At 74.3% G+C, this 21,687-nt stretch carries 17 protein-coding genes and 1 tRNA gene; 13 read left to right on the forward strand and 5 right to left on the reverse strand.

Translation table 11 applies throughout. The features are described from left to right. Position 1 precedes the first annotated feature (1 nt). From nuoL to O2W14_RS03760, 5 genes are all read left to right on the forward strand, one after another. On the forward strand, positions 2–1,909 hold the full coding sequence (gene nuoL, locus O2W14_RS03740; RefSeq protein WP_269174747.1) for an NADH-quinone oxidoreductase subunit L: 1,908 nt from the start codon (positions 2–4) through the stop codon (positions 1,907–1,909). 22 nt (positions 1,910–1,931) lie between these two features. Beyond that, a complete protein-coding gene (locus tag O2W14_RS03745) occupies positions 1,932–3,470 on the forward strand; it encodes an NADH-quinone oxidoreductase subunit M (protein ID WP_269174748.1) in 1,539 nt (512 codons plus the stop codon). Then, positions 3,470–5,002 (forward strand): NADH-quinone oxidoreductase subunit NuoN, encoded by a 1,533-nt coding sequence (gene nuoN, locus O2W14_RS03750; RefSeq protein WP_269174749.1) that lies wholly within the window; start codon positions 3,470–3,472, stop codon positions 5,000–5,002. The genes O2W14_RS03745 and nuoN overlap by 1 nt, the downstream gene beginning before the upstream one ends. A gap of 63 nt (positions 5,003–5,065) precedes the next feature. After that, positions 5,066–6,142 carry a polyprenyl synthetase family protein gene (locus O2W14_RS03755; RefSeq protein ID WP_269174750.1) on the forward strand — a complete coding sequence of 359 codons (1,077 nt, stop codon included), beginning with the start codon at positions 5,066–5,068 and terminating at the stop codon, positions 6,140–6,142. A gap of 36 nt (positions 6,143–6,178) precedes the next feature. After that, positions 6,179–7,375, forward strand: a complete 1,197-nt coding sequence (locus O2W14_RS03760; protein WP_269174751.1) for a PQQ-dependent sugar dehydrogenase — start codon at positions 6,179–6,181, stop codon at positions 7,373–7,375. On the opposite strand, the gene O2W14_RS03765 is transcribed toward O2W14_RS03760, so the two are convergent. Then, complete coding sequence (locus O2W14_RS03765) at positions 7,359–8,021, reverse strand: pyridoxamine 5'-phosphate oxidase family protein (protein ID WP_269174752.1); 663 nt, start codon at positions 8,019–8,021, stop codon at positions 7,359–7,361. The two genes, O2W14_RS03760 and O2W14_RS03765, sit on opposite strands and share 17 nt — an antisense overlap. 21 nt (positions 8,022–8,042) lie before the next feature. Here O2W14_RS03765 and pdxR point away from each other — a divergent pair, with 21 nt between their 5' ends. Beyond that, entirely contained in the window at positions 8,043–9,467 is a 1,425-nt protein-coding gene (gene pdxR / locus O2W14_RS03770) for a MocR-like pyridoxine biosynthesis transcription factor PdxR (RefSeq protein ID WP_269174753.1), read from the forward strand. 57 nt (positions 9,468–9,524) lie between these two features. Here pdxR and O2W14_RS03775 read toward each other — a convergent pair whose 3' ends face one another. Both O2W14_RS03775 and O2W14_RS03780 read right to left on the reverse strand, forming a co-directional pair. After that, positions 9,525–10,634, reverse strand: a complete 1,110-nt coding sequence (locus O2W14_RS03775; RefSeq protein ID WP_269174754.1) for a 2-oxoacid:ferredoxin oxidoreductase subunit beta — start codon at positions 10,632–10,634, stop codon at positions 9,525–9,527. Next, positions 10,631–12,676: a 2-oxoacid:acceptor oxidoreductase subunit alpha gene (locus tag O2W14_RS03780; protein WP_269174755.1), complete on the reverse strand. Its 2,046-nt coding sequence runs from the start codon at positions 12,674–12,676 to the stop codon at positions 10,631–10,633. Before O2W14_RS03780 ends, O2W14_RS03775 begins: the two co-directional genes overlap by 4 nt. Before the next feature lie 160 nt (positions 12,677–12,836). Here O2W14_RS03780 and htpX point away from each other — a divergent pair, with 160 nt between their 5' ends. The 3 genes from htpX (at position 12,837) to O2W14_RS03795 (ending at position 15,034) form a co-directional block, all read left to right on the forward strand. Continuing rightward, entirely contained in the window at positions 12,837–13,712 is an 876-nt protein-coding gene (htpX, locus tag O2W14_RS03785; protein WP_269174756.1) for a zinc metalloprotease HtpX, read from the forward strand. Positions 13,713–13,788: 76 nt separating this feature from the next. Continuing rightward, positions 13,789–14,658, forward strand: coding sequence for a hypothetical protein (locus tag O2W14_RS03790; RefSeq protein WP_269174757.1), 870 nt, complete (start codon positions 13,789–13,791; stop codon positions 14,656–14,658). Beyond that, positions 14,645–15,034, forward strand: coding sequence for a hypothetical protein (locus O2W14_RS03795; RefSeq protein ID WP_269174758.1), 390 nt, complete (start codon positions 14,645–14,647; stop codon positions 15,032–15,034). The genes O2W14_RS03790 and O2W14_RS03795 overlap by 14 nt, the downstream gene beginning before the upstream one ends. Positions 15,035–15,070: 36 nt before the next feature. On the opposite strand, the gene O2W14_RS03800 is transcribed toward O2W14_RS03795, so the two are convergent. After that, on the reverse strand, positions 15,071–15,562 hold the full coding sequence (locus O2W14_RS03800) for a YajQ family cyclic di-GMP-binding protein (RefSeq protein WP_269174759.1): 492 nt from the start codon (positions 15,560–15,562) through the stop codon (positions 15,071–15,073). 86 nt (positions 15,563–15,648) lie between these two features. On the opposite strand from O2W14_RS03800, the gene O2W14_RS03805 reads away from it, so the two are divergent. Next, a tRNA-Tyr gene (locus O2W14_RS03805) sits at positions 15,649–15,730 on the forward strand. Positions 15,731–15,777: 47 nt separating this feature from the next. Here the strand turns inward: O2W14_RS03805 and O2W14_RS03810 are convergent. Next, positions 15,778–16,209 (reverse strand): pilus assembly protein TadG-related protein, encoded by a 432-nt coding sequence (locus O2W14_RS03810; protein ID WP_269174760.1) that lies wholly within the window; start codon positions 16,207–16,209, stop codon positions 15,778–15,780. 166 nt (positions 16,210–16,375) lie between these two features. On the opposite strand from O2W14_RS03810, the gene O2W14_RS03815 reads away from it, so the two are divergent. The 3 genes from O2W14_RS03815 (at position 16,376) to O2W14_RS03825 (ending at position 21,681) form a co-directional block, all read left to right on the forward strand. Beyond that, positions 16,376–16,657, forward strand: a complete 282-nt coding sequence (locus O2W14_RS03815; protein ID WP_269174761.1) for a hypothetical protein — start codon at positions 16,376–16,378, stop codon at positions 16,655–16,657. Next, on the forward strand, positions 16,654–18,705 hold the full coding sequence (locus tag O2W14_RS03820; protein ID WP_269174762.1) for a hypothetical protein: 2,052 nt from the start codon (positions 16,654–16,656) through the stop codon (positions 18,703–18,705). Before O2W14_RS03815 ends, O2W14_RS03820 begins: the two co-directional genes overlap by 4 nt. Before the next feature lie 579 nt (positions 18,706–19,284). Continuing rightward, positions 19,285–21,681, forward strand: coding sequence for a putative bifunctional diguanylate cyclase/phosphodiesterase (locus O2W14_RS03825; protein ID WP_269174763.1), 2,397 nt, complete (start codon positions 19,285–19,287; stop codon positions 21,679–21,681). The last annotated feature ends 6 nt before the right edge of the window (positions 21,682–21,687 follow it).

The raw sequence follows: 21,687 nt of genomic DNA on the forward strand, positions 1-21,687 counted from the left end.
GATGGAGACCGTGGAGACCGTCCCCGCCCTGCTGAACGCCTCCTGGCTGCTGATCGCCCTGCCCCTGGCGGGTGCTGCGGTGCTGCTGCTCGGCGGCCGGCGCACCGACCGCTGGGGCCACCTGCTGGCCACCGGCACCGTCGCCACCGCGTTCGGCCTGGCCGTGCTGTGCACGGTGCAGCTGGCCGGGCTCGACGAGCGGAGCGTCAGCGTCGACCTGTTCACCTTCATCCGCACCGGCGAGCTCGACGTCCAGGCCGGGCTGCTCCTCGACCCGCTGTCGGCGGTCTTCGTCCTGCTGATCACCGGGGTCGGCGCGCTGATCCACGTGTACTCGATCGGCTACATGGCCCACGACCCCGCGCGCCGCCGGTTCTTCGCCTACCTGAACCTGTTCGTCGCCGCGATGCTGCTGCTGGTGCTGGGCAACAGCTACGTCGCCCTCTACGTCGGCTGGGAGGGCGTCGGCCTGGCGTCCTACCTGCTCATCGCCTTCTGGCACACCCGCCCGGCCGCGGCGACGGCGGCGAAGAAGGCGTTCCTGATGAACCGGGTCGGCGACGTCGGGCTGGCTCTCGCGATCTTCGTGATGTTCGCCCAGCTCGGGACGACGTCCTACGCCGAGGTGTTCGGCGGGGTCGGCCTGCTCGCCGGGGGGACGGTCACCGCGATCGGGCTGCTCCTGCTGCTGGGCGCCTGCGGCAAGTCCGGGCAGTTCCCGTTGCAGGCCTGGCTGCCCGACGCCATGGAGGGCCCCACTCCGGTCTCGGCGCTGATCCACGCCGCCACCATGGTCACCGCCGGGGTGTACCTGATCGCCCGGTCGGCGCCGCTGTACGACGCGACGCCCACCGCCCGCACCGTCGTCCTGGTCATCGGCGCGCTCACGCTGCTCATCGGGGCGGTCGTGGGGTGCGCGTTCGACGACGTCAAGAAGGTGCTGGCGTACTCCACGGTCAGCCAGATCGGCTACATGTTCCTGGCCGTGGGCCTCGGTCCCGCCGGGTACGCCGCCGGCATAGCGCACCTGCTCACCCACGGGTTCTTCAAGGCCGGGCTGTTCCTCGGGGCCGGCTCGGTGATGCACGCGATGGACGACGAGACCGACATGCGGCGCTTCGGCGGCCTGGCCCGGCGGCTGCCGGTCACCTTCGTCACGTTCGGCCTGGGCTACCTCGCGCTGATCGGCTTCCCGTTCCTGTCCGGGTACTGGACCAAGGACGCGATCATCGAGGCCGCCCTGGACCGCGGCGGCTGGTCGGGCTGGCTGCTCGGCGGGGTCGCCGTCCTGGGCGCCGGGCTGACCGCGTTCTACATGACCCGGCTGATGCTCATGACCTTCTTCGGCAAGGCCCGCTGGCGGGAGGGGGTGCACCCGCACGAGTCCCCGACGGTGATGACCGCGCCGATGGTGGTGCTCGCCGTCGGCTCGGTCGCCGCCGGGTTCCTGCTGGTGCAGGTCTTCCCGCTCACCGACTGGCTGGAGCCGGTGTTCGGCGAGCCGGCCGAGGCCGCGCACGTGGTCGCCCCGGCGCTGGTCTCCCTGGTGGTCACCGTCGTGGTCGCCGCCGGGGTGCTCACCGCCTGGCTGGTCGTGGGCCGGCGCGAGGTGCCCACGACCGCACCGGCCCGGGTCTCCCCGCTGGTCACCGCCGCCCGCCGCGGGCTGTACGCCGACGCGGTCAACGAGGCGCTGGTCATGCGACCGGGCACGCTCCTGACCCGGGCGCTGGTCTGGGTCGACGCCCGCGGCGTCGACGGCCTGGTCACCGGGGCCGCGGCCGGACTGGGCGGCTCGTCGTCCCTGCTGGGCCGGCTGCAGACCGGCTTCGTGCGCAGCTACGCCCTCGGCATCCTCGGCGGCGCCGTGCTGGTCGCCGGGGCCCTGCTCGCCGGGACCACCGGATGACCGACGACCGAGGGGGCACACCGTGAGCGACGTCCCGTGGCTGCTGCTGATGATCGTCGTCCCGGCCATCGGGGCGGCGGTGGTCGCGGCGCTGCCACCTGCTCGTGAGGCGCTGGCCCGGCAGCTGACGCTGGCGGTGAGCGTGCTCGTGCTGCTGCTCGCCGTCGGGGCCACCGCCTCCTTCGACCCCGCGGGCGCGCGGTTCCAGCACGTCAGCTCGGTCGACTGGATCCCCGAGTTCGGCGTCTCGTTCGCCCTCGGGGTCGACGGGATCGCACTGGCGATGCTGCTGCTCACCGGCCTGCTGGTGCCGGTGGTGATCGGCGCCTCGTGGCGCGACACCGCCCCGGCGAATGCGTCGATGCGGGCGTTCTGGGCCTGGCTGCTGCTGCTCGAGTCGACGCTGGTGGGCGTCTTCGCCGCCACCGACGTGTTCCTGTTCTACGTCTTCTTCGAGGCGATGCTCGTCCCGATGTACTTCCTGATCGGCAGCTTCGGCGGGCCGGCCCGGCGGTACGCCGCGGTGAAGTTCTTCCTCTACAGCCTGCTGGGCGGGCTGGTCATGCTCGCCGCGGTCATCGGGCTGTTCGTGGTCAGCGAGTCCGAGCTCGGCCGGGGGACGTTCGCCTTCGACGCGCTGCGGCAGCTCGACATCGACCCGGGCGTGCAGAAGCTGCTCTTCGCCGGCTTCGCGCTGGCCTTCGCCATCAAGTCGCCGCTGGTGCCCTTCCACACCTGGCTGCCCGACGCCGGCGCCGAGGCCCCGATCGCGGGCTCGGTCCTGCTGGTCGGGGTGCTGGACAAGGTGGGCACCTACGGGTTCCTGCGGTACTGCCTGCCGCTGTTCCCCGACGCCTCGCGCGACCTCGCGCCCTGGGTGCTGACCCTGGCCGTCGCCGGGGTCCTCTACGCCGCCCTGCTCGCCGTCGGCCAGACCGACCTGAAACGGCTGGTGTCGTACACGTCGATCGCGCACTTCGGCTTCATCGCACTGGGCATCTTCGCCGCCACCACCGAGGCGGCCACCGGTGCCGTGGTCTACATGGTCAACCACGGCATCGCCACCGGCCTGCTGTTCCTGGTGGTCGGCATGGTCATCAGCCGCACCGGCTCCCGGCGGGTCGCCGACGCCCGCGGGCTGGCCGAGACGGCCCCCGTGCTGGCCGGGGTGTTCCTGGTCGCGGGGCTGGCCTCGCTGGCACTGCCGGGCACGGGCAGCTTCGTCGGGGAGTTCCTGGTGCTGCTCGGCGCCTTCCCGGAGCGGCCGGTGTTCACCGTCGTCGCCACCGTCGGCATCGTGCTGGCCGCCCTCTACGTGCTGCTGCTGGTCCAGCGCACGCTGCACGGCCCCCCGCCGGACGACGCCGCACCCACCGGCGGCGGCGCGACCGCCGTCGCGGTGCGGGCGCGGGTGCGTGACCTGACCCGGCTGGAGACCGCCGTCGTCGCACCGCTCGTGGCCCTGGTCGTGGTGCTCGGGGTGTACCCGCAGCCGCTGATCGACCTGGTCACCCCGGCCGTCGAGGCCACGCTCGCCGACCTCGGGGGAGGGACCCGCTGATGCCGCCGATCCAGGCCCCGGACCTGTCCTATGCAGCGCTCGCGCCGCTGCTGTTCGTCCTCGGCGCGGCCGCGGCCGGTGTGCTGGTCGAGGCGTTCGTGCCCCGCGCCGCCCGGCACCGCACGCAGGTGGCCCTCGCCCTGGTGGGGATGCTCGGCGCGCTCGTCGGCACCGTGCTGCTGGCCGGCACCGAGGAGGTGACCGCCGCCGGTGCGCTGGCCGTCGACGGGCCGGCGCTGTTCCTGCAGGGCACCATCGCCGCGCTCGGGGCGCTGTCGGTGCTGCTGTTCAGCGAGCGCGCCCTGGACCCGGCCGGCTCGGCGTTCGTCGCCGCCGCCGCAGTGCCGGCCGGCACCGTGCGCGACCGGGAGCTGGCCACCTCGACCCGGGTGCAGACCGAGGTCTACCCGCTGGCCTCCTTCGCCGTCGGCGGCATGATGCTGTTCACCGCCGCCAACGACCTGCTGGTCATGTTCGTCGCGCTCGAGGTGCTCAGCCTGCCGCTGTACCTGATGGCCGGGCTGGCCCGCCGCCGGCGGCTGCTGTCCCAGGAGGCGGCGGTCAAGTACTTCCTGCTCGGCGCCTTCGCCTCGGCGTTCTTCCTCTACGGGCTGGCGCTGGTCTACGGCGCCACCGGCAGCATCCGGCTGGCCGACATCGGCGCCGTCGCCGGGCGCACCGGCAGCGAGCCGTTGCTGCTGCTGGGCCTGGGCCTGCTGGTGGTCGGGCTGATGTTCAAGGCCGGCGTCGCGCCGTTCCACACCTGGACGCCGGACGTGTACCAGGGCGCGCCCACCGCGGTGACCGCGTTCATGGCCTCGGCCACCAAGGTCGCGGCGTTCGGGGCGGTGCTCCGGCTGCTGTACGTCGGGTTCGGCGGGGCGGCGGACACCTGGCGGCCGCTGGTCTACACGCTGGCGGTCCTGTCGATGGTCGTCGGCGCCGTGCTCGGCCTCACCCAGACCGACCTCAAGCGGATGCTGGCGTACTCCTCGATCGCGCACGCCGGCTTCCTGCTCACCGGCGTCCTCGGCGTCGACGACTCCGGGCTCGCGGCCACGATGTTCTACCTGCTGGCCTACGGGCTGACCACGCTCGGCGCGTTCGGCCTGCTCACCCTGGTCCGCGACGGCGACGGGGAGGCCAGCGCCCTCAGCGGCTGGGCCGGGCTCGCCCAGCGGTCGCCGGTGGTCGCGGCGCTGATGACCTTCTTCCTGCTCGCCCTGGCCGGGTTGCCGCTGACCAGCGGGTTCACCGGCAAGTTCGCCGTCTTCCGGGCCACCATCGAGGCCGGTGCCTGGCCGCTGGCCGTGGTGGCCCTGGTGGCCAGCGCGGTGGCGGCGTTCTTCTACCTGCGGGTGGTCGTGCTGATGTACTTCGCCGAGCCCGCGCCCGGCGGCCCGACCGTCGGGGTGCCCGGCCTCCCGACCGCCGTCGTGCTGGCCGTCACAGCGGCCGCGACCCTGCTGCTGGGCCTGCTGCCGGGGGCGGTCCTCGACCTCGCCCGGTCCGCGGCCGTCCTCGTCGGCTGAGCAGGGCGGCAGCCAGGTGGTCGGGTCCGGGCCGGGGCCGGCGGGCTGTATCTTCAGCGGTTGATGACCGGAGCCGGCACCACCAGCCCACGTGGCGGCGGGAGCGAGACCCAGCGGGACACCCAGCTGTGGCACCGGCCCTCCACCCCTCCCTCGACGATCGGCCCCTGGCTCCCCGAGGGCGAGCTCGGCCTCGCGCTGTCCGCGGGGCTGCTGCGGGTCGAGTCCGCGCTGGCCACCGCGGTGGCCAGCGACCACGCCTTCGTCAGCGAGGCGGCCGGGCACCTGATGGCCGCCGGGGGCAAGCGGTTCCGGCCGATGCTGGCGCTGCTGGCTGCCCAGCTGAGCGACGGGGAGGCCGACGAGGTGGTCGCCGCGGCCGTCGTCTGCGAGCTGACCCACCTGGCCACGCTGTACCACGACGACGTGATGGACGAGGCCTCCGTCCGCCGCGGGGCGCCGAGCGCCAACAGCCGGTGGACCAACAGCGTCGCCATCCTCACCGGCGACTTCCTCTTCGCCCGGGCCTCGGACCTGCTCGCCGACCTCGGCCCCGAGGCCGTGCGGGTGCAGGCCAAGACCTTCGAGCGGCTGGTCACCGGCCAGCTCCGGGAGACCGTCGGCGCCCGGCCCGGCGAGGACCGGGTCGACCACTACCTGGGCGTCCTGGCCGACAAGACCGGCTCGCTGGTCGCCACCTCGGCCCGCTTCGGCGCCGCCTTCGCCGGTGCCCCCGACGAGCTGGTCACCGCGCTGACCGCGTTCGGTGAGGAGGTCGGCGTCGCCTTCCAGCTGTCCGACGACCTGATCGACATCGTCAGCGAGGGCGGTGCGTCGGGCAAGCTGCCCGGCACCGACCTGCGCGAGGGCATCGCCACCCTGCCGGTGCTGTTCGCCCTCGCCGGCGACGACCCGGCCGAGGCCCGGCTCCGCGAGCTCGTCGCCGGCCCCGTCGTCGACGACGCCGAGCACGCCGAGGCGCTGGCGCTGCTGCGCTCCTCGGCCTCGCTGGCCCGGGCGACCGCGGTGCTGAACGACTACGCCGACCGGGCCCGCGCCCGGTTGGTCGCCGTCCCCGAGGGGCCGGTCCGCGAGGCGCTGTCGGCGCTGTGCACCTACGTGGTCACCCGCACCAGCTGAACCCCCACCTCCCGGATCCAGGGCATCCTGGGGCGGGTGAACCGCGCCGCCCTCCTCCCGCTCGCCGCCGTCCTCGTCCTCGTCGGCTGCAGCACCGCACCCGGTGAGCAGGGGGAGGAGGCGGCCACCGACGTCCCGGACGCGGCCGCCTCCGCCCAGGGCGTGCCGGCGCTGCAGGTCGACGTACTCGCCGAGGACCTCGACCACCCCTGGGACGTCGCCCGCACCCCCGACGGCACGCTGCTGCTCGACGAGCGCGGGGGCGGGTTCACCGCGGTGCGCCCCGACGGCACCGTGCAGGAGCTCGACGCCGACTTCGACGACCTGTTCGCCGACGGGGAGACCGGGCTGATGGGGCTGACCCTGGACCCCGCGTTCGCCGACAACCGGCGGTTCTACACGTGTCAGGGGGTCCAGGAGGACGACGGCGCGGAGGTCCAGGTGATCGCCTGGACCGTCGACGAGGGCTGGACGGCGGCCACCCGGGTGGCCGACCCGCTGCTGGGCGGCATCCCGGTCAACGAGTCCAGTGGACGGCACGGCGGCTGCCGGCCGCGCTTCGACACCGAGGGCCAGATGCTGGTGGGCACCGGCGACAACGCGGTGGGCAGCAACCCGCAGGACCTGGGCACCCTGGCCGGCAAGGTGCTGCGGATCGACCCGGCCACCGGCGGGCCCTCGGTCGGCAACCCGTTCCTGGACTCCCCGGACCCGCTGACCCGGCTGATCTGGACCTACGGCCACCGCAACGTGCAGGGCATCGCCGTCCAGCCCGGCACCGGCGCGGTCTTCAGCGTCGAGCAGGGCAGCGACCGCGACGACGAGGTGAACCGGTCCGTCCCCGGCGGCAACTACGGCTGGGCCCCCGAGGGCGAGGGCGGCGACTACGACGAGAGCGTGCCGATGACCGACCTCGCGCTGCCCGGCGCGATCGCCGCGGTGTGGTCCTCCGGCGACCCGACCATCGCCGCCAGCGGGGGCGGCTTCCTGTCCGGCCCGCAGTGGGGCGGCTACGACGGCGTCCTGCTGCTCGGCGTGCAGAAGGACACCGGCGTGCTCGCCCTCCGCCTCGGGGACGACGGCGCGCTGGTCGAGCAGTTCCGGGTGCCGGAGCTGGAGGACTCCTACGGCCGGGTGCGCTCGCCGGTCCAGGGCGACGACGGAGCGCTGTACGTCACCACCGACAACGGCGACGGCGAGGACCAGCTGCTGCGGGTCACCCCGCGGGGCTGAGCCGGTCCCGCACCCGCGCCGGGACCCCGACGCCGGGGGGCAGCAGCGGGTCGTCCACCGGCTCGCCGAACACCGTGCGCACCGGCAGCACCCCGCCCCAGACCGGCGCGGACAGGTCGCGGTCGTCGTCGCCGGGCGGGCCGGTGCGCACCTTGAGGCTGGCCTCGGCGAGGTCCAGCGCCAGGACGGCGGTAGCGGCCAGCTCCCGGCGGTCGGGCCGGCGGGTCGCGTCCCACGAGCCGGGGGCCAGCTGCTCGGTCAGGGCCGCCAGTCCGCGCTCGCGCTCGTCGGGGTCGTGGACCGGGCGGGGCACGCCGTGCACCACGGCGCACCGGTAGTTCATCGAGTGGTGGAACGACGAGCGGGCGTAGACGACCCCGTCGACGTGGGTGACGGTGAGGCACACCGGTGCCCCGGCCGCGGCGGCGCGCAGGGTGGCCGCCCCGGTCGAGCCGTGCAGGTAGAGGGTGTCCTCGACCCGGCCGTAGCCGGTGGGCAGGACGACGGGCGCACCGTCGAGCATGACGCCGAGGTGCCCGACCAGCCCGGCGTCGAGGACGGCGTACAGCTCGGCCCGGTCGGTGCGGGCACGGCGCGCGCCCCGGCGCACGGTGCTGCGGGCGGTGGGGGACAGCGGGGTGGTCACCCGGTCATCCTCACGCGGCCAGTGGCCCCCTCCAAGGGCCACTGGACTGGCATCCTGGCAGGCCACTTCACCCTGGAGGACCGCGTGGTCGACGTCCCGCCCCTGCCGCTGGACCGCACCTCCCGGGTGCCGCTGGCGGTCCAGCTGGCCGACGCGCTGCGGACGGTGACCGCGCAGGGGAGCCTGCGGGCCGGTGACCGGCTGCCCTCCACCCGGCAACTGGCCACCGAGCTGGGCGTCAGCCGCACGGTGACCGCCGCCGCCTACGACCAGCTGCTCGCCGAGGGCTGGGTCGCCGGCCGGCACGGCGCGGGCACGTTCGTCGTCGGGACGCCCGGCCCGTCGTCCCGCCCGGTGCTGCGCACCGCCGTGCCCGAGCCGCCGGTCGGCGGGACCGACCTGCGGCCCGGCGCGCCGTGCCTGGAGGTGCTCGACCGGGCGGCCTGGCGCCGCGCCTGGCGGGCCGCCGGCGACGAGCCGCCCGACGCGGTGACCAGTGTCGCCGGCGCCCCGGCCTACCGCGCCGCCGTCGCCGAGCACCTGCTCCGGCACCGCGGGCTGCCGGCGACCGGTGCGGACGTGCTGGCCACGGCCGGCACCTCGGCCGCGGTCGGCGAGCTGGCCCGGCTGCTGCCGCCCGGGGCCCGGGTCGGGGTGGAGGACCCCGGCTACGGCCGCGCCGTCGGGGCGCTGCGCGACGCCGGAGCGGAGGTCGTCCCGTTGCGGGTGGACGACGACGGACTGGTGGTCGACGAGCTGCCCGCCGGACTGGCCGCCGTCTACTGCACGCCGGCCCACCAGTTCCCGCTCGGCGGCCGGCTGGCCGCGACCCGCCGCACGGCGCTCGTCGCCCGGGCCCGGGCGGAGGGGTCCCTGGTGGTCGAGGACGACTACGACGGCGAGCTGCGCTACGACGTGGCGCCGCTGCCGCTGCTGGCCGCGCTGGCGCCGGACGTGGTGGTCCACCTCGGCACCACCAGCAAGGTGCTCAGCCCGACCCTGGGCGTCGGCTGGCTGGTCGCCCCGCCCGAGGTGCGCGACGCCCTGCTGGCCCGCCGGACCGCGACCGGCACCCGGCCCGCCCGTGCCGGACAGCGGGTCGTGGCGGCGCTGGCCGACTCCGGTGACCTGGCCCGGCACCTGCGCCGGCTGCGGCGGGAGCTGCACGCCCGCCGGGACGAGGTGCTGGCCGCGGTGGCCGCGGCCGGGCTGCGCGCGCTGGGCGACGACGCCGGTGCCCACGTCGTCGTCCCGCTGCCCGACGACGCCACCGAGGCGACGGTGCTGACCGCCGCAGCCGCGCGGGGCCTGCTGCTGGACCCGCTGTCCCGCCACCGGCTCGGCGACCAGGGCCCGGCCGGGGTCGTGCTGGGCTGGGTCGCCCCCTCACGCGCCGAGCTGACCGCCGCGCTGCCGTTGCTCACCGAGGTGCTGCGGGGGCACTGAACGCCGGTGGCCCAGGACCACGCGGGTCCTGGGCCACTGGCGTTCAGCGCTGTGCGCTCAGGCGCTGACGGTCCAGCTGTCGTTGCCGGCGAGCAGGTCGTCCAGCGTCGAGGTGGACTGCGCGGCGGCGTCCTCGAGCTGGTCGGTCATCATCCGGTCGTAGGTGGGCTTGGCCACCGACCGGAAGACGCCCATCGGGGAGTACCGCAGGTCCTGGCTGGACAGCCGGGAGAGCGCGAACGCGTAGGACGGGTCCTCGCGGTGCGCGTCGTGCACCACGATCTGGGACGCCTCGACCTGGTTGGTCTCGGCGATCCGCAGGCCACCGAACTCGTCGCGGACGACGCAGGAGGCACCACCGGGGCCGAAGACCAGCGGCTCGCCGTGCACCAGCGGGATGGTCCACATCGGGCCGGTCGCCGGGTCCTTGAGCAGCTCGAACGCGCCGTCGTTGAAGATGTTGCAGTTCTGGTAGATCTCCACCAGCGAGGTGCCCTGGTGCTCGGCGGCCTGCCGCAGCACCTCGGTGAGGCCCTTGCGGTCGGAGTCCATCGCCCGGCCCACGAACGTCGCGTCCGCGCCCAGCGCCAGCGACACCGGGTTGAACGGGGCGTCGATGGAGCCCATCGGCGTGGACTTGGTGACCTTGCCGACCTCGGAGGTGGGCGAGTACTGGCCCTTGGTGAGCCCGTAGATCCGGTTGTTGAACAGCAGGATCGTCAGGTTCACGTTGCGGCGCAGCGTGTGGATCAGGTGGTTGCCGCCGATCGACAGCGCGTCGCCGTCGCCGGTCACGACCCACACCGACAGGTCCGGCCGGGAGGCGGCCAGGCCGGTCGCGATGGCCGGGGCGCGGCCGTGGATCGAGTGCATCCCGTAGGTGTTCATGTAGTACGGGAAGCGGCTCGAGCACCCGATGCCGGAGACGATGACCATGTCCTCGCGGGCGATGCCGAGGCTGGGCAGGAAGCTCTGGACGGCGTTGAGGATGACGTAGTCACCGCAGCCGGGGCACCAGCGCACCTCCTGGTCGGTCTTGAGGTCCTTGGCCTTGAGGGTGGCGTTCTTCTCACCCGACGCCTCGACCGAAGCGGCGATGGCCGCGGAGATCGGGTTGCCGGGCATGCCGAGGTCGTGCACGTGGGGGTGGGACTCGATGGCCGTCACAGTGCTGCTCCCGTCGGGGCAGGGGTGTCCAGGATGGTGGTGTCGGTGCGGTCGGCCGTCTCGTGCGTCGTCCCGGCGGCGTTGCCGTCGATGACGTCCTGCAGGACGGCGGCCAGCTCGGCGGCCCGGAAGGGCAGCCCGCGCACCTGGGTGTGGCTGTGCACGTCGATCAGGTACTTCGCCCGCAGCACCATGGCGAACTGGCCGAGGTTCATCTCCGGGCACACCACGCGGTCGTAGCGGGCCAGGATCTCGCCGAGGTCGGCCGGCAGCGGGTTCAGGTGCCGGACGTGCACCTGGGCGATGGAGCGGCCCGAGGCGCGGATCCGCCGGCAGGCGGCCCCGATCGGCCCATAGGTGGAGCCCCAGCCGATCACGGCCACCCGCGCGTCGCCGTCCGGGTCGTCGACCTCGGTGGCCGGGATCGAGGCGGCGATGCCGTCGACCTTGGCCTGGCGCATGCGGGTCATGAAGTCGTGGTTCTCGGCGTCGTAGGAGATGTTGCCGGTCTTGTCGGCCTTCTCCAGCCCACCGATGCGGTGCTGCAGGCCGGCGGTACCCGGGACGGCCCAGGCGCGGGCCAGGGTCTCTGGGTCGCGCAGGTAGGGCAGGAACTCGCCGTCCTCACCGTTGGGCTCGGTCGCGAACACCGGCCGCAGGTCGGGCAGGTCGGCCTGCACGGGCACCGACCACGGCTCGGCGCCGTTGGCCAGGTAGCCGTCGGACAGCAGGATCACCGGGGTGCGGTAGGTCAGCGCGATCCGGGCGGCCTCGACGGCGGCGTCGAAGCAGTCACCGGGCGAGCGCGGGGCGATCACCGGCACCGGGGCCTCGCCGTTGCGCCCGTAGAGCGCCTGCAGGAGGTCCGACTGCTCGGTCTTGGTGGGCAGGCCGGTCGAGGGGCCACCACGCTGGACGTCGACGATGACCAGCGGCAGCTCGGTCATGACCGCCAGGCCGATGGTCTCCGACTTCAGCGCGACACCGGGGCCGGAGGTCGTGGTGATGCCCAGCGCGCCACCGAACGAGGCGCCCAGCGCGGCGCCGATGCCGGCGATCTCGTCCTCGGCCTGGAAGGTGCGCACGCCCAGCGCCTTGTGCTTGCTCAGCTCGTGCAGGATGTCGCTGGCCGGGGTGATCGGGTAGGCGCCGAGGAAGACCGGCAGGCCCGACAGCTGCCCCGCCGCGACCAGGCCCAGGGAGAGCGCCTGGTTGCCGGAGATGTTGCGGTAGCGCCCGGGGGCCATCGGCGCGGGCTTGATCTCGTAGGAGACCGCGAACGCCTCGGTGGTGTCGCCGTAGTTGTAGCCGGCCCGGAACGCGGCGATGTTGGCCGCGGCGATCAGCGGCTTGCGGCGGAACTGGCGCTCCAGGAAGCGGACGGTGCCCTCGGTGGGCCGGTGGTACATCCAGGACAGCAGGCCGAGGGTGAACATGTTCTTGCTCCGCTCGGCCTCCTTCTTGCCCAGCCCGGAGTCCTTGAGCGCCTCGGTGGTCATGGAGGTCAGCGGCACGCTCACCAGCTGCCAGCCCTCCAGCGAGCCGTCCTCCAGCGGGTTGCTCGCGTAGCCGACCTTGGCCAGGTTGCGCGGGGTGAACTCGTCGGAGTCCGCGATCAGCAGGCCGCCGCCGGGCAGGTCCATCAGGTTGGCCTTCAGCGCCGCCGGGTTCATCACGACGAGGACGTCCGGGGCGTCGCCCGGGGTCATCACGCCGTGGTCGGCGAAGTGCAGCTGGAAGGAGCTGACGCCCGGCAGGGTCCCCGTTGGCGCCCGGATCTCGGCGGGGAAGTTCGGCAGCGTCTTCAGGTCGTTGCCGAAGGCCGCCGTCTCGCTGGTGAAGCGGTTGCCGGTCAGCTGCATGCCGTCGCCGGAGTCACCGGCCAGCCGGATGACGACACGGTCGAGGGCGACCACGCTCTTGACCAGGCCGCCGGTGGCGGTGTGGGTCTCGGCAGCGTGGAACTCGGCATCGGCTGCGGTGTGCATGCCGGGGGCAACGCCGCTGTCGGCGGGCGTCATCCCGGGGTTGGTGCCAGTCATCAGTGAGGTACCTCCGACCGTTCAGGTTACGTGCGGGTGACCGGGCCCGGTCCCTGGTGCACCCAACGTGAGCGAAGCCACACAGGAGAGCCTGTCCTGACCCCGTGACCTCACAGGGACGGCGGGGAACGGGTCCTGCCCGGGGGGCGTTCTACGGATCGTGCAACGGTGGAACAACGGCCTGAGGACGGCGGTGCTCCTCGGCCTGATGGGCGGGCTGATCCTCGCCGCCGGGGCCCTGGTCGGCGGCCGGACCGGGCTGTTCGTCGCCCTGCTCGTCGCGCTGGGCGTCAACGGCTGGGCGTACTTCAACTCCGCGTCGCTCGCGCTGCGGTCGATGCGGGCCTTCCCGGTCACCGAGACGCAGGCGCCGCAGGTCTACGCGATCGTCCGCGAGCTGGCCACCGAGGCCCGCCAGCCCATGCCGCGGCTGTACGTGAGCCCGACCGCGCAGCCCAACGCCTTCGCCACCGGCCGCAACCCGCGCAACGCCGCGGTCTGCTGCACCCAGGGGATCCTCGAGCTGCTCGACCGCCGGCAGCTGCGCGCCGTGCTGGCCCACGAGCTGTCGCACGTCTACAACCGCGACATCCTGATCAGCTCGGTCGCCGGCGCGATGGCCACCGCGATCACCTACCTGGCGCACATGGCGCTGTTCGCCTCGGTCCTCGGTGGCCGGTCCGACGAGCGCGGGGGCGGCGGTGGGCTGGGCGGGCTGCTGCTGGTCGTCCTGGGCCCCGTCGCCGCCGGTCTCGTGCGCATGGCGGTCAGCCGCAGCCGCGAGTTCCAGGCCGACGCCTCCGGTGCCGAGCTGTCGCACGACCCGCTGGCGCTGGCCAGTGCCCTGGCCACGCTCGAGCGCGGGGTCGCCGCCCGTCCGTTGCCGCAGGACGACCGGCTGGTGACCCAGAGCCACCTGATGATCGCCAGCCCGTTCCGCGGCCAGGGCATGGCGTCGATGTTCGCCACCCACCCGCCGATGGCCGAGCGGATCGCCCGGCTGCAGCAGCTGGCCCGCGAGCAGGGGCAGGTCTGAGCGGCCCCCACCCGCGGGGGTGAGAGCCCCCGCCGGTGGCCTGTAGGGGCGGCGTCCCCGTGCCGATGTCCAGCGGGTGAGGATCCTGTCCCCGGCGCCGTGGCGCCGGTCCGCGCCGGCCCGCCGTCCCGGCGGCCTCGTGGCGGTGCTGCTCGGCGCCGTGCTCGGCGCGACGCTCCTGCTCCCCGCGGCGACCGCACAGGCCGACCAGGACAAGAGCAACGTCCGTGCGACGACCACCTCGACGGCCCCGCTGGCGTCGGGGGAGTCCGCGTGGGTGGCCGTGTCCTGGACCGCCGACCAGACGGTCCACGACTGGTCGACGACGGTGACCGCACCCGCCGGGGTGGCCGTCGCCTACCCGACCACCCGTGGCGGCGGCGACACCTCGCTCTACGGCTCGGCGACGCTCGTCGGTGCCACCACCGACTTCACCGCGTTCCGGCTCGCCGTCCCCCACGCGCAGCGCACCAGTTTCCCGGTCACGGTGACCTCCACCTACTCGCGCTGCGGCGACAACGGGCAGTGCAAGGACCAGGGCATCGGCAACGACGGCCGGACCGGGTCGGTGACGGTGACGGTGACCGTGCCCGTGGGGCCGGCGGCCGGCCCGCCGTTCACCCAGGACACGACCCGGGTCTCGATCACGGCCGGCAGCGACGGTTTCCAGCAGCTCTCCTTCACCGGTGGCCAGGCCGACCTCGCCGACTTCCGCGTGCAGGTCGGCGCCCTGCCGGCCGGCCTCGAGGTGGCCTACCCCGGTGGCCGGACGGCGAGCAGCCCCGCCGGTGGCAGCGGCCTGCCCGGCCGGCGCACCGACCAGGTCGGGCTGCGTCTCGTCGCCACCGGGCTGGCTCCGGGCACCTACACACTGCCGCTGTCCATCAGCTGGACCGCGGCCCATCCCACCACCACGAACGGGACGGTCACCCTTGTCGTCAACTGAGCCCTCCAGCCCCACCCGGCGGCGGGGGCGTGCCGGTGCGGCGTCCGCGCTGGTCGCCCTCGCGCTGGCCCTGACGACCGGCGGCTGCGCTGCCACCGCCGACGAGCCGTCGACCGCAGGCAGCGCCGTCCCCGGAGCCGTCCCCGCCGACGACCTGACCCGGCGCCTGGCCGCGGTCGAGGCCGCCCGCCAGTGTGCGGTGACGACCACGACCTTCCCCGACGAGACCGCACTGACCACCGACCTGGACGACCGGCTGGCGGCGGACGGGCTCAGCCACGCGCAGTGGAAGGAGTGGCACGACGCGCTGGTGCACTCCCCGGACCTGGTGGCGCAACTGGTCGAGGTGAGCGCGCCGGGCTGCGCCGGCGCCTGACCCCTCGGTCGAGGGTCCGGCGCCGGCGCCGCTGCGTCAGCGGTAGTTGTCGAACTGCAGGGCGATCTCGAAGTCCTTGCCCTTGAGCAGCTGCTGCACCGCCTGCAGGTCGTCGCGCTTCTTGCCGGTGACCCGCAGCTGGTCGCCCTGGATCTGCGCCTGCACGCCCTTGGGGCCCTCGTCCCGGATGGTCTTGGCGATCTCCTTGGCCTTGTCCGAGGCGATGCCCTGCTTGATCGTCGCGGAGATCTTGTAGACCCGGCCCGAGGACTGCGGGTCCTCGGCGTCCAGGGCCTTCATCGAGATGCCGCGCTTGACCAGCTTCTCGCGGAACACCTCGAGGGCGGCGACCACGCGGTCCTCGGTGTCGGCCTGCAGGGCCACCCCCTCCTCGCCGGCCCAGGCGATGGTGGCGTTCACGCCGCGGAAGTCGAACCGCTGCGAGAGCTCCTTGGCCGCCTGGTTGAGCGCGTTGTCGACCTCTTGCCGGTCGACCTTGCTGACCACGTCGAAGGACGCATCGGCCATGTGGTTCCTCCTCTGTGGGGGGACGCCCCGCCGGGACCCGGCGAGGACGTCGACCCCCGTCTTGTACGCTCTCCCGGTACCCACACGGCGGGTTGCCCGAGTGGCCAATGGGAGCGGACTGTAAATCCGTCGGCTTAGCCTACGAAGGTTCGAATCCTTCACCCGCCACACCTGGTACGACGGCCCCCGACCTCACGGTCGGGGGCCGTCCTCGTTCACGGGACGGTGGGTGCGCGGGCGCTGGCCACCGCGGTGCGCTCCAGCGGGCGGCCGCCCAGGAACACCGAGCCGAACGCGATGCGCACCGACCGCGTGCAGCGGACCGTCACCTCGGCGCCGTCGGTCTCCGCCGACCAGGAGTCCAGCGTGCTGCCGGGGTCGGCGAGCTGGTCGGCGACGGCGGCCTCGGCGGCGGCCCGGGTGAGCGGCAGCTGGTCGCCCACACCGCCGGCGTAGACCGCGGCCTCGTCGGCCTGGTTGGCCGCGGCCAGCGCGGCGCCGTCGCAGATCGACTGCACCTCCTGCTGCTCCAGGAAGGCGTCGGAGGCGGCGATCCCGCCGAGCACCATGAGCGCCGCCACCAGCCAGCAGACCAGGACGAAGGGCAGCGAGGACCCCGCTTCGGGGTCGGGCCGGCTCGGTCGCACGCCCGGGAGCGTAGGGCCTGCCCGCGGTCGGGTGCACCGTTGTCCACCGGTTGTGGACACCGCCTGTGGACGGTGTGGACGACGACCGGCACCCGGTGCGGTGACGGCCCGCACCCTGTGGACGACGCCCCCGCCGGCAGGCCGCGGGGCCGCACACTCCCCGGTCATGGCGATCGAGGTCCTCCCCGCCCAGCTGTACGCGCTGGCCACCGTGCTGGACGGCGCGTCCGTCCGGGCCGCCCGGGCCGGCACCGCGGTCGACCCTGCACCGGTCGGCGGCCCGCTGGGTCCCGCGGTGCTGGGCTTCGCCGAGACGGTCCGCACCGTGGGCGGCGCGCTGGCCGGCGAGCTGTCCTGGCTCGGGGACGTCGTGGCCGCCACCGCCGACTCATGGATGCACCTGGACGGCTCACTGCTGCCGGCCCGGGGCGCCGGGGTGCCCGAGTGAGCACCGTCCTGCCGGCGCCGGTGGACCTGCCGGACCCACCCGGCTCCCCGGAGGCGCTCGCGACGGTGCTCGACCAGCTGACCTCGGCCGGGTTCTCCGCCGGGCTCACCGTGCACCTGCTCCAGCCGACGGCCGCGGTCCCCGGGTGGCAGGGCGCCGACGCGGCGGCCGCGGCCGGGTCGATCGCTGCCGCCGGCGCCGTCGCGGCCGACCTGCACGACGCGCTGACCGCGGCCGCGGTCCGGCTGGAGGACCACGCGGGGCTGTGGTCGTCGGTCCTGACCCGGGTCCGGTCCCTGCGGGAGGACCAGCACCACCAGTTCGCCTCGGCGGCGGCCCGGCTGGCCACGCTGCTCGACGACGTCCCGGGCGTCGGGCTCGGCGCGGTCACCCCACCCGCGGCCGTCGCGCTGGTCCGCGAGGTCGCCGGTGCCGACGCCGCGCGGAGCGCGCAGCACACGGCCCTGCTGGCCGACCTGGCCGACGACGCCGTCTCGGTCGCGGCGGTGCTGGCCTGGCTGGGCGGGCCGTTCGGTGGCGCAGGGCGGCCGGGGGACGTCGAGCGGGTCACGCTGCGGCTGGCCGCCGTGCTGCCCGGCTGGGGCGACGGTGCGCTGACTGCGCTCGGGGTGCAGGCCGCCGACGAGCTGGACGGACCGGGCACCGCGCAGGAGCTGGACGACGCGGCTCGCCGCTGGACCGCCCACGCGGCGGCCCCGGTCTTCGCCGACGCGCTGCTGGGGCGACTCGGCCAGGACGGCGTGACCTGGCTGCTGACCCTCTTGGGGAACCGGACCGTCGTGGCCGAGCGGGAGCCGCTGGCCGGGCTGCTGGCAGCGGCGGTCGGCGCCGCCGGCCCGGGGAGCCGGGCCGCCGAGGTGCTGGCCGGGGTCCGGATCGACCCCGCCGACCCCGACGGCACGCCGGACGTCGTCGCGGTCGGGGCGGGCACGGTGCTGTCCGCGGTGGCCGCCGGTGGCCGGGCGGCCGGCGCCGTAGGGTCGGCTGCTGCCTGGGGCCGACAGGTGCTGGCCCGGGAGGCCGCGCAGGACGCGACCGCCGTCGAGCGCACGACCGCGACGATGCCCGACCCCGTGGCCGCGGCGCTGGCCGTGCTCGCCGACGCCGGCGACCCGGCGGCGGCAGCGGGCCTGCTCGCCGACGCCGGCTCCTGGACGACGCTGCTGGCCCGGCGCTGGCCGGACGGTGCGGCGGGGGACCTGGCCGCGGTGGTCGACCTGGCCGCCCGTGCGCCGGGTGCCCCTCAGGCGGCGGGCGCGGCGCTGCAGGCGCTCGGGCAGGGCCTGCGTCCCGGGACGGCCGACCAGGTGCTGGTCGACGACGTGACCCTGACGGCCGTCGGGGGTGCGGTCGCCGGGCTCGTGGCAGGTCAGGTCCATGTGGTGCTGCCGGTGCTGCGAGCCGCGGCCGGGGCGGTCGCCGAGGGCGTGGACGACGCGACCGACACGGTCCTGCGCGGGCTGGGCCACCTGCTCGCCGACGAGGCCCGGGTGCGCACGGTCGGCGCCGCCGTCGGTGCCGCGCTCGCCGCCGGGCCCGGTGGTCCGGCGGCCGGTGAGGTCGCGGGCGGGTTCGTCGCGGTGGAGGAGTACGGGCAGCGGATCGCCCACGTGCTGGCCTGGAGCCGCGAGCACGAGCGGGCGATCGACCGGGAGATCGTCTGGACCATGGCGGTCACCGGGCCGACGCAGCTGGTCCGTGGACTGACCGGCGCGGTGGTGGGGGAGCTCGCCGGGGCGGCCCAGGAGCGGCTCGGTTTCGACGGCACCGTGGACGTCGGCCCGGACACGGGGGCCACCTACGCCGCCTGGGACGCCCGCCGCTGGGCCGGGGCCGCACTCGGGTCGGCCGGCGGCGACTCGCCGGAGGTCGGGACGGCCGCGGAGGCGGGCTTTGCCCGGGCGACGGAGCTGCTCGGGCGGCCGGTGCCGCCGGACCCCTCCCTCCTCGACCAGCTGGACGAGCTGCAGGGGGACCCGCCGGAGCCGGATGACGGGGACGGACACCGGCCGACCGGGCGACGCTGACGATCAGCTCAACTGATGTTGCTCAAAGTGACGACACGGCGGACGCTGTTCACCCGGCCGTGTCAATGCTTGCCCCGTGTGGGTGACAGCTTGCAATCTCTCAATTGCGGTCTGTGCCGGACAACGCTCTGCCCCTGCGTGGGCGGCTACCGCGACTCCCCTGTCGTCCCGTGCTGCCCAGGAGAACCCTCATGTCTGCTTCTTCCACCCTTTGCGCCAACCAGTCGACCTCGTCCGTGCGGAGCAGCTGGAAGTGGACGCGCAGCTGGAAGTGGACCCGCTGACGTACTCGTGGAGCTGACGGGGCGGCCGGTGGCTGCCCCGTCAGTGTGAGATGGCTCGGCTGACCGCTCTGGCGCTGCTACCTTCCGCCTGATGGCGAGTTCGCGGCGTCGCTGCGACCAGACGGACAGGGTGACGTTGGCCGAACTCGTGGGTCCTGAACCCAGGGACCTCGTCCTGGCACGGCAGCGTGTGCTGCAACGGCCCTGGACGATCGCCTCCCTGGGGCTGGCAGTCGCAGTCGTGGTCGGCGTGCCCACCCTCTGGCAGGCCTGGGCCGTTCCGGCATGGTGGCCGGTGTTGGCCCTCTTCGTGGCCTTCCTGGTCACCGAGGCCGTCCACCTCGACATCGAGCTGCGTCGCCAGACGATCTCGGCTTCCCCCACCGAACTGGCCGTCGTGGTCGGGCTGCTCGAGGTCGGCGGTTTCTGGACAGCGGTCGCCCGGGTCGTCGCCTTCGTCCTGGTCATGGGTCTCCAGGGCAATCCGCCGGCGAAGCTGGTCTTCAACAGCGCCCTCGCGGTGATCGAGATCTCCGCCGCTCTTGCGGTGCTGTCCCTTCTTCCTCCCCTGTCGATCGACCAGCCGGTCAGTTGGCTGTCGCTGACCCTCGCCACCCTCGTCATCTGGGTCGTGAGCGTCATCGGCGTCGGGGCGGCCATCACCCTGACCGAGGGCTTCCCAGGGTGGCGCTTCTGGGCCGTGGCGCTGCCCAACGCCGTCGTGAGCCCGCTGTGCGTCGCAGTGGCCGTCATCGCTCTGCTGGTCAGCCGGGAGACACCCTGGGCCTGGGCACTGATCGCACCAGTGGTGCTGGGGGCGGTGGCGATCTTCCGCCAGTCGGCTCGGGCGTCCCGGGAGCGACGGACGGTGCAGCGCGTGTACGACTTCGCCCGCAGGGTCGAGTCGGTGACGCCCGACGAGGCGGGCACCAAAGAGATCGTCACAGCGGTCCGTGAGCTGCTCAACGCCGACCGAGCCGCCCTGTGGCTGCCTCCCTACCTCGACGAGGGACCTCGGCTGGTCGTGGCCGCTGCGGACGGAGGAGTCGCCTGGTACGACGGCCCAGGAGACTCCGACGACCCTGTCCGCCGGCGCGCCGTCGCAGATGACGGGACCGGCCCGGTCCTGCTGTCTCTCGGGCGGTCTGGCTCCCAGGAGGACGCGGCGCTCGCACGGCGCGGTGCGCGCGAGGTGCTCGGAGCGGCGGTCAGCACCGCAGCCGGTGAACCCGCGTACCTGGAGGTGTGTGACCGGCAGAGCGACCTGGTCACCTTCGCCTCCGGTGACCGGGCGGCGTTGGAGTCCATGCTCACCCACGTCAACGCAGCGATCCGGCAGCAACAGCTCATGGCCCAGATCCGGCACGACGCCGACCACGACCGGCTCACCGGCCTGCCCAACCGCCAGCGGCTGGCCGCCGAGATCGACGCGCTGCTGGCGGCCGACCCGGCCGACGCCCGCGCCGGGCTGGTGCTGGCCGCGCTGGACGGCTACACCGACGTCACCGACACCCTCGGCCACGCCGCCAGCGACGAGCTGCTGCTGGTGACCGCCGGCCTGCTGCGCGAGCACGCGCCCCCGCAGGCCGTCGTCGCCCGGATGGAGGGCGGCCAGTTCGCCGTCCTGCTGCCCGGCCTGTCCCTGGCGGCCACCGAACGGGCGGCCGTCCGGCTGCGCGAGGCGGCCTCCACCCGGGCGCGCGTCGCCGGGCTGGACCTGGAGGTCTCGCTCACCATCGGGGTCGCCGCCGCACCGGTGCACGGCTCGGACTCCGGCACGCTCATCCAGCGTGCCGACGTCGCCCTGCTCGCCGCGCACACCTCCGCCGGGGTCGCCACGTACCACCCGGTGCTGGACCAGCAGAGCCTGCGCCGGCTGCAGCTGGGCACCGAGCTGGAGACCGCGATGGCCGAGGGGCAGATCAGCGTGGTGTTCCAGCCGATCATCGACAGCCGCACCGCCGACATCGTCTCGGTGGAGACCCTGGTGCGCTGGCACCACCCGCGTTACGGCGACATCCCGCCCGAGGACTTCATCAGCCTGGCCGAGCAGATCGGCCGGATCGGCTCGCTGACCGACCACGTGCTCGGGCTGGCGCTGGACCGCTGCCGCCGCTGGCTGGACCAGGACATCGCGCTGTCTGTGGCGGTGAACCTCTCCGCCCGCTGCCTGGTCGAGCCCGACCTGGTCGACCGCGTCCGCAACGCACTGCGCGAGCACGGCGTCCCGGGGGAGCTGCTGACCCTGGAGCTCACCGAGGGCAGCGTCGTGGACGACACGGTGCGCAACAGCACCGTCCTGGCCGACCTGCACTCCCTGGGGCTGCGGCTGTCGATGGACGACTTCGGCACCGGCTACTCGTCGCTGTCGCAGCTGCGGCTGCTCCCGATCGACGAGCTGAAGATCGACAAGTCCTTCGTGCTGGGCATGTCCACCAGCCAGAACGAGTCCTTCATCGCCCGGTCGATCGTCGAGCTGGCCCACAACCTGGGCCTGCGCGTGGTCGCCGAGGGCGTCGAGGACGAGGTCACCCGCGACCTGCTCGCCCAGATGGGCTGCGACAAGCTGCAGGGCTTCCTGGTCAGCCGCCCGCTGCCCGAGGACCGCCTGGAGGGCTGGCTGCTGGCCCGCACCGGTGTCCGGTCGGCACCGCCGGGTGCCACCCACCGGCGGTTGTTCGTCCGCACCTGAGCGGGG

This window comes from Modestobacter sp. VKM Ac-2986, assembly GCF_026967795.1.
Lineage (GTDB): Bacteria > Actinomycetota > Actinomycetes > Mycobacteriales > Geodermatophilaceae > Modestobacter.

Excerpts from the sequence above, each read along its gene's own strand:
- O2W14_RS03755 (WP_269174750.1), top strand. The coding sequence starts at position 5,066 with ATGACCGGAGCCGGCACCACCAGCCCACGTGGCGGCGGGAGCGAGACC.
- nuoL (WP_269174747.1), top strand. The coding sequence starts at position 2 with ATGGAGACCGTGGAGACCGTCCCCGCCCTGCTGAACGCCTCCTGGCTG.
- O2W14_RS03815 (WP_269174761.1), top strand. The coding sequence starts at position 16,376 with ATGGCGATCGAGGTCCTCCCCGCCCAGCTGTACGCGCTGGCCACCGTG.
- nuoN (WP_269174749.1), top strand. The coding sequence starts at position 3,470 with ATGCCGCCGATCCAGGCCCCGGACCTGTCCTATGCAGCGCTCGCGCCG.
- O2W14_RS03800 (WP_269174759.1), bottom strand. The coding sequence starts at position 15,562 with ATGGCCGATGCGTCCTTCGACGTGGTCAGCAAGGTCGACCGGCAAGAG.
- O2W14_RS03780 (WP_269174755.1), bottom strand. The coding sequence starts at position 12,676 with ATGACTGGCACCAACCCCGGGATGACGCCCGCCGACAGCGGCGTTGCC.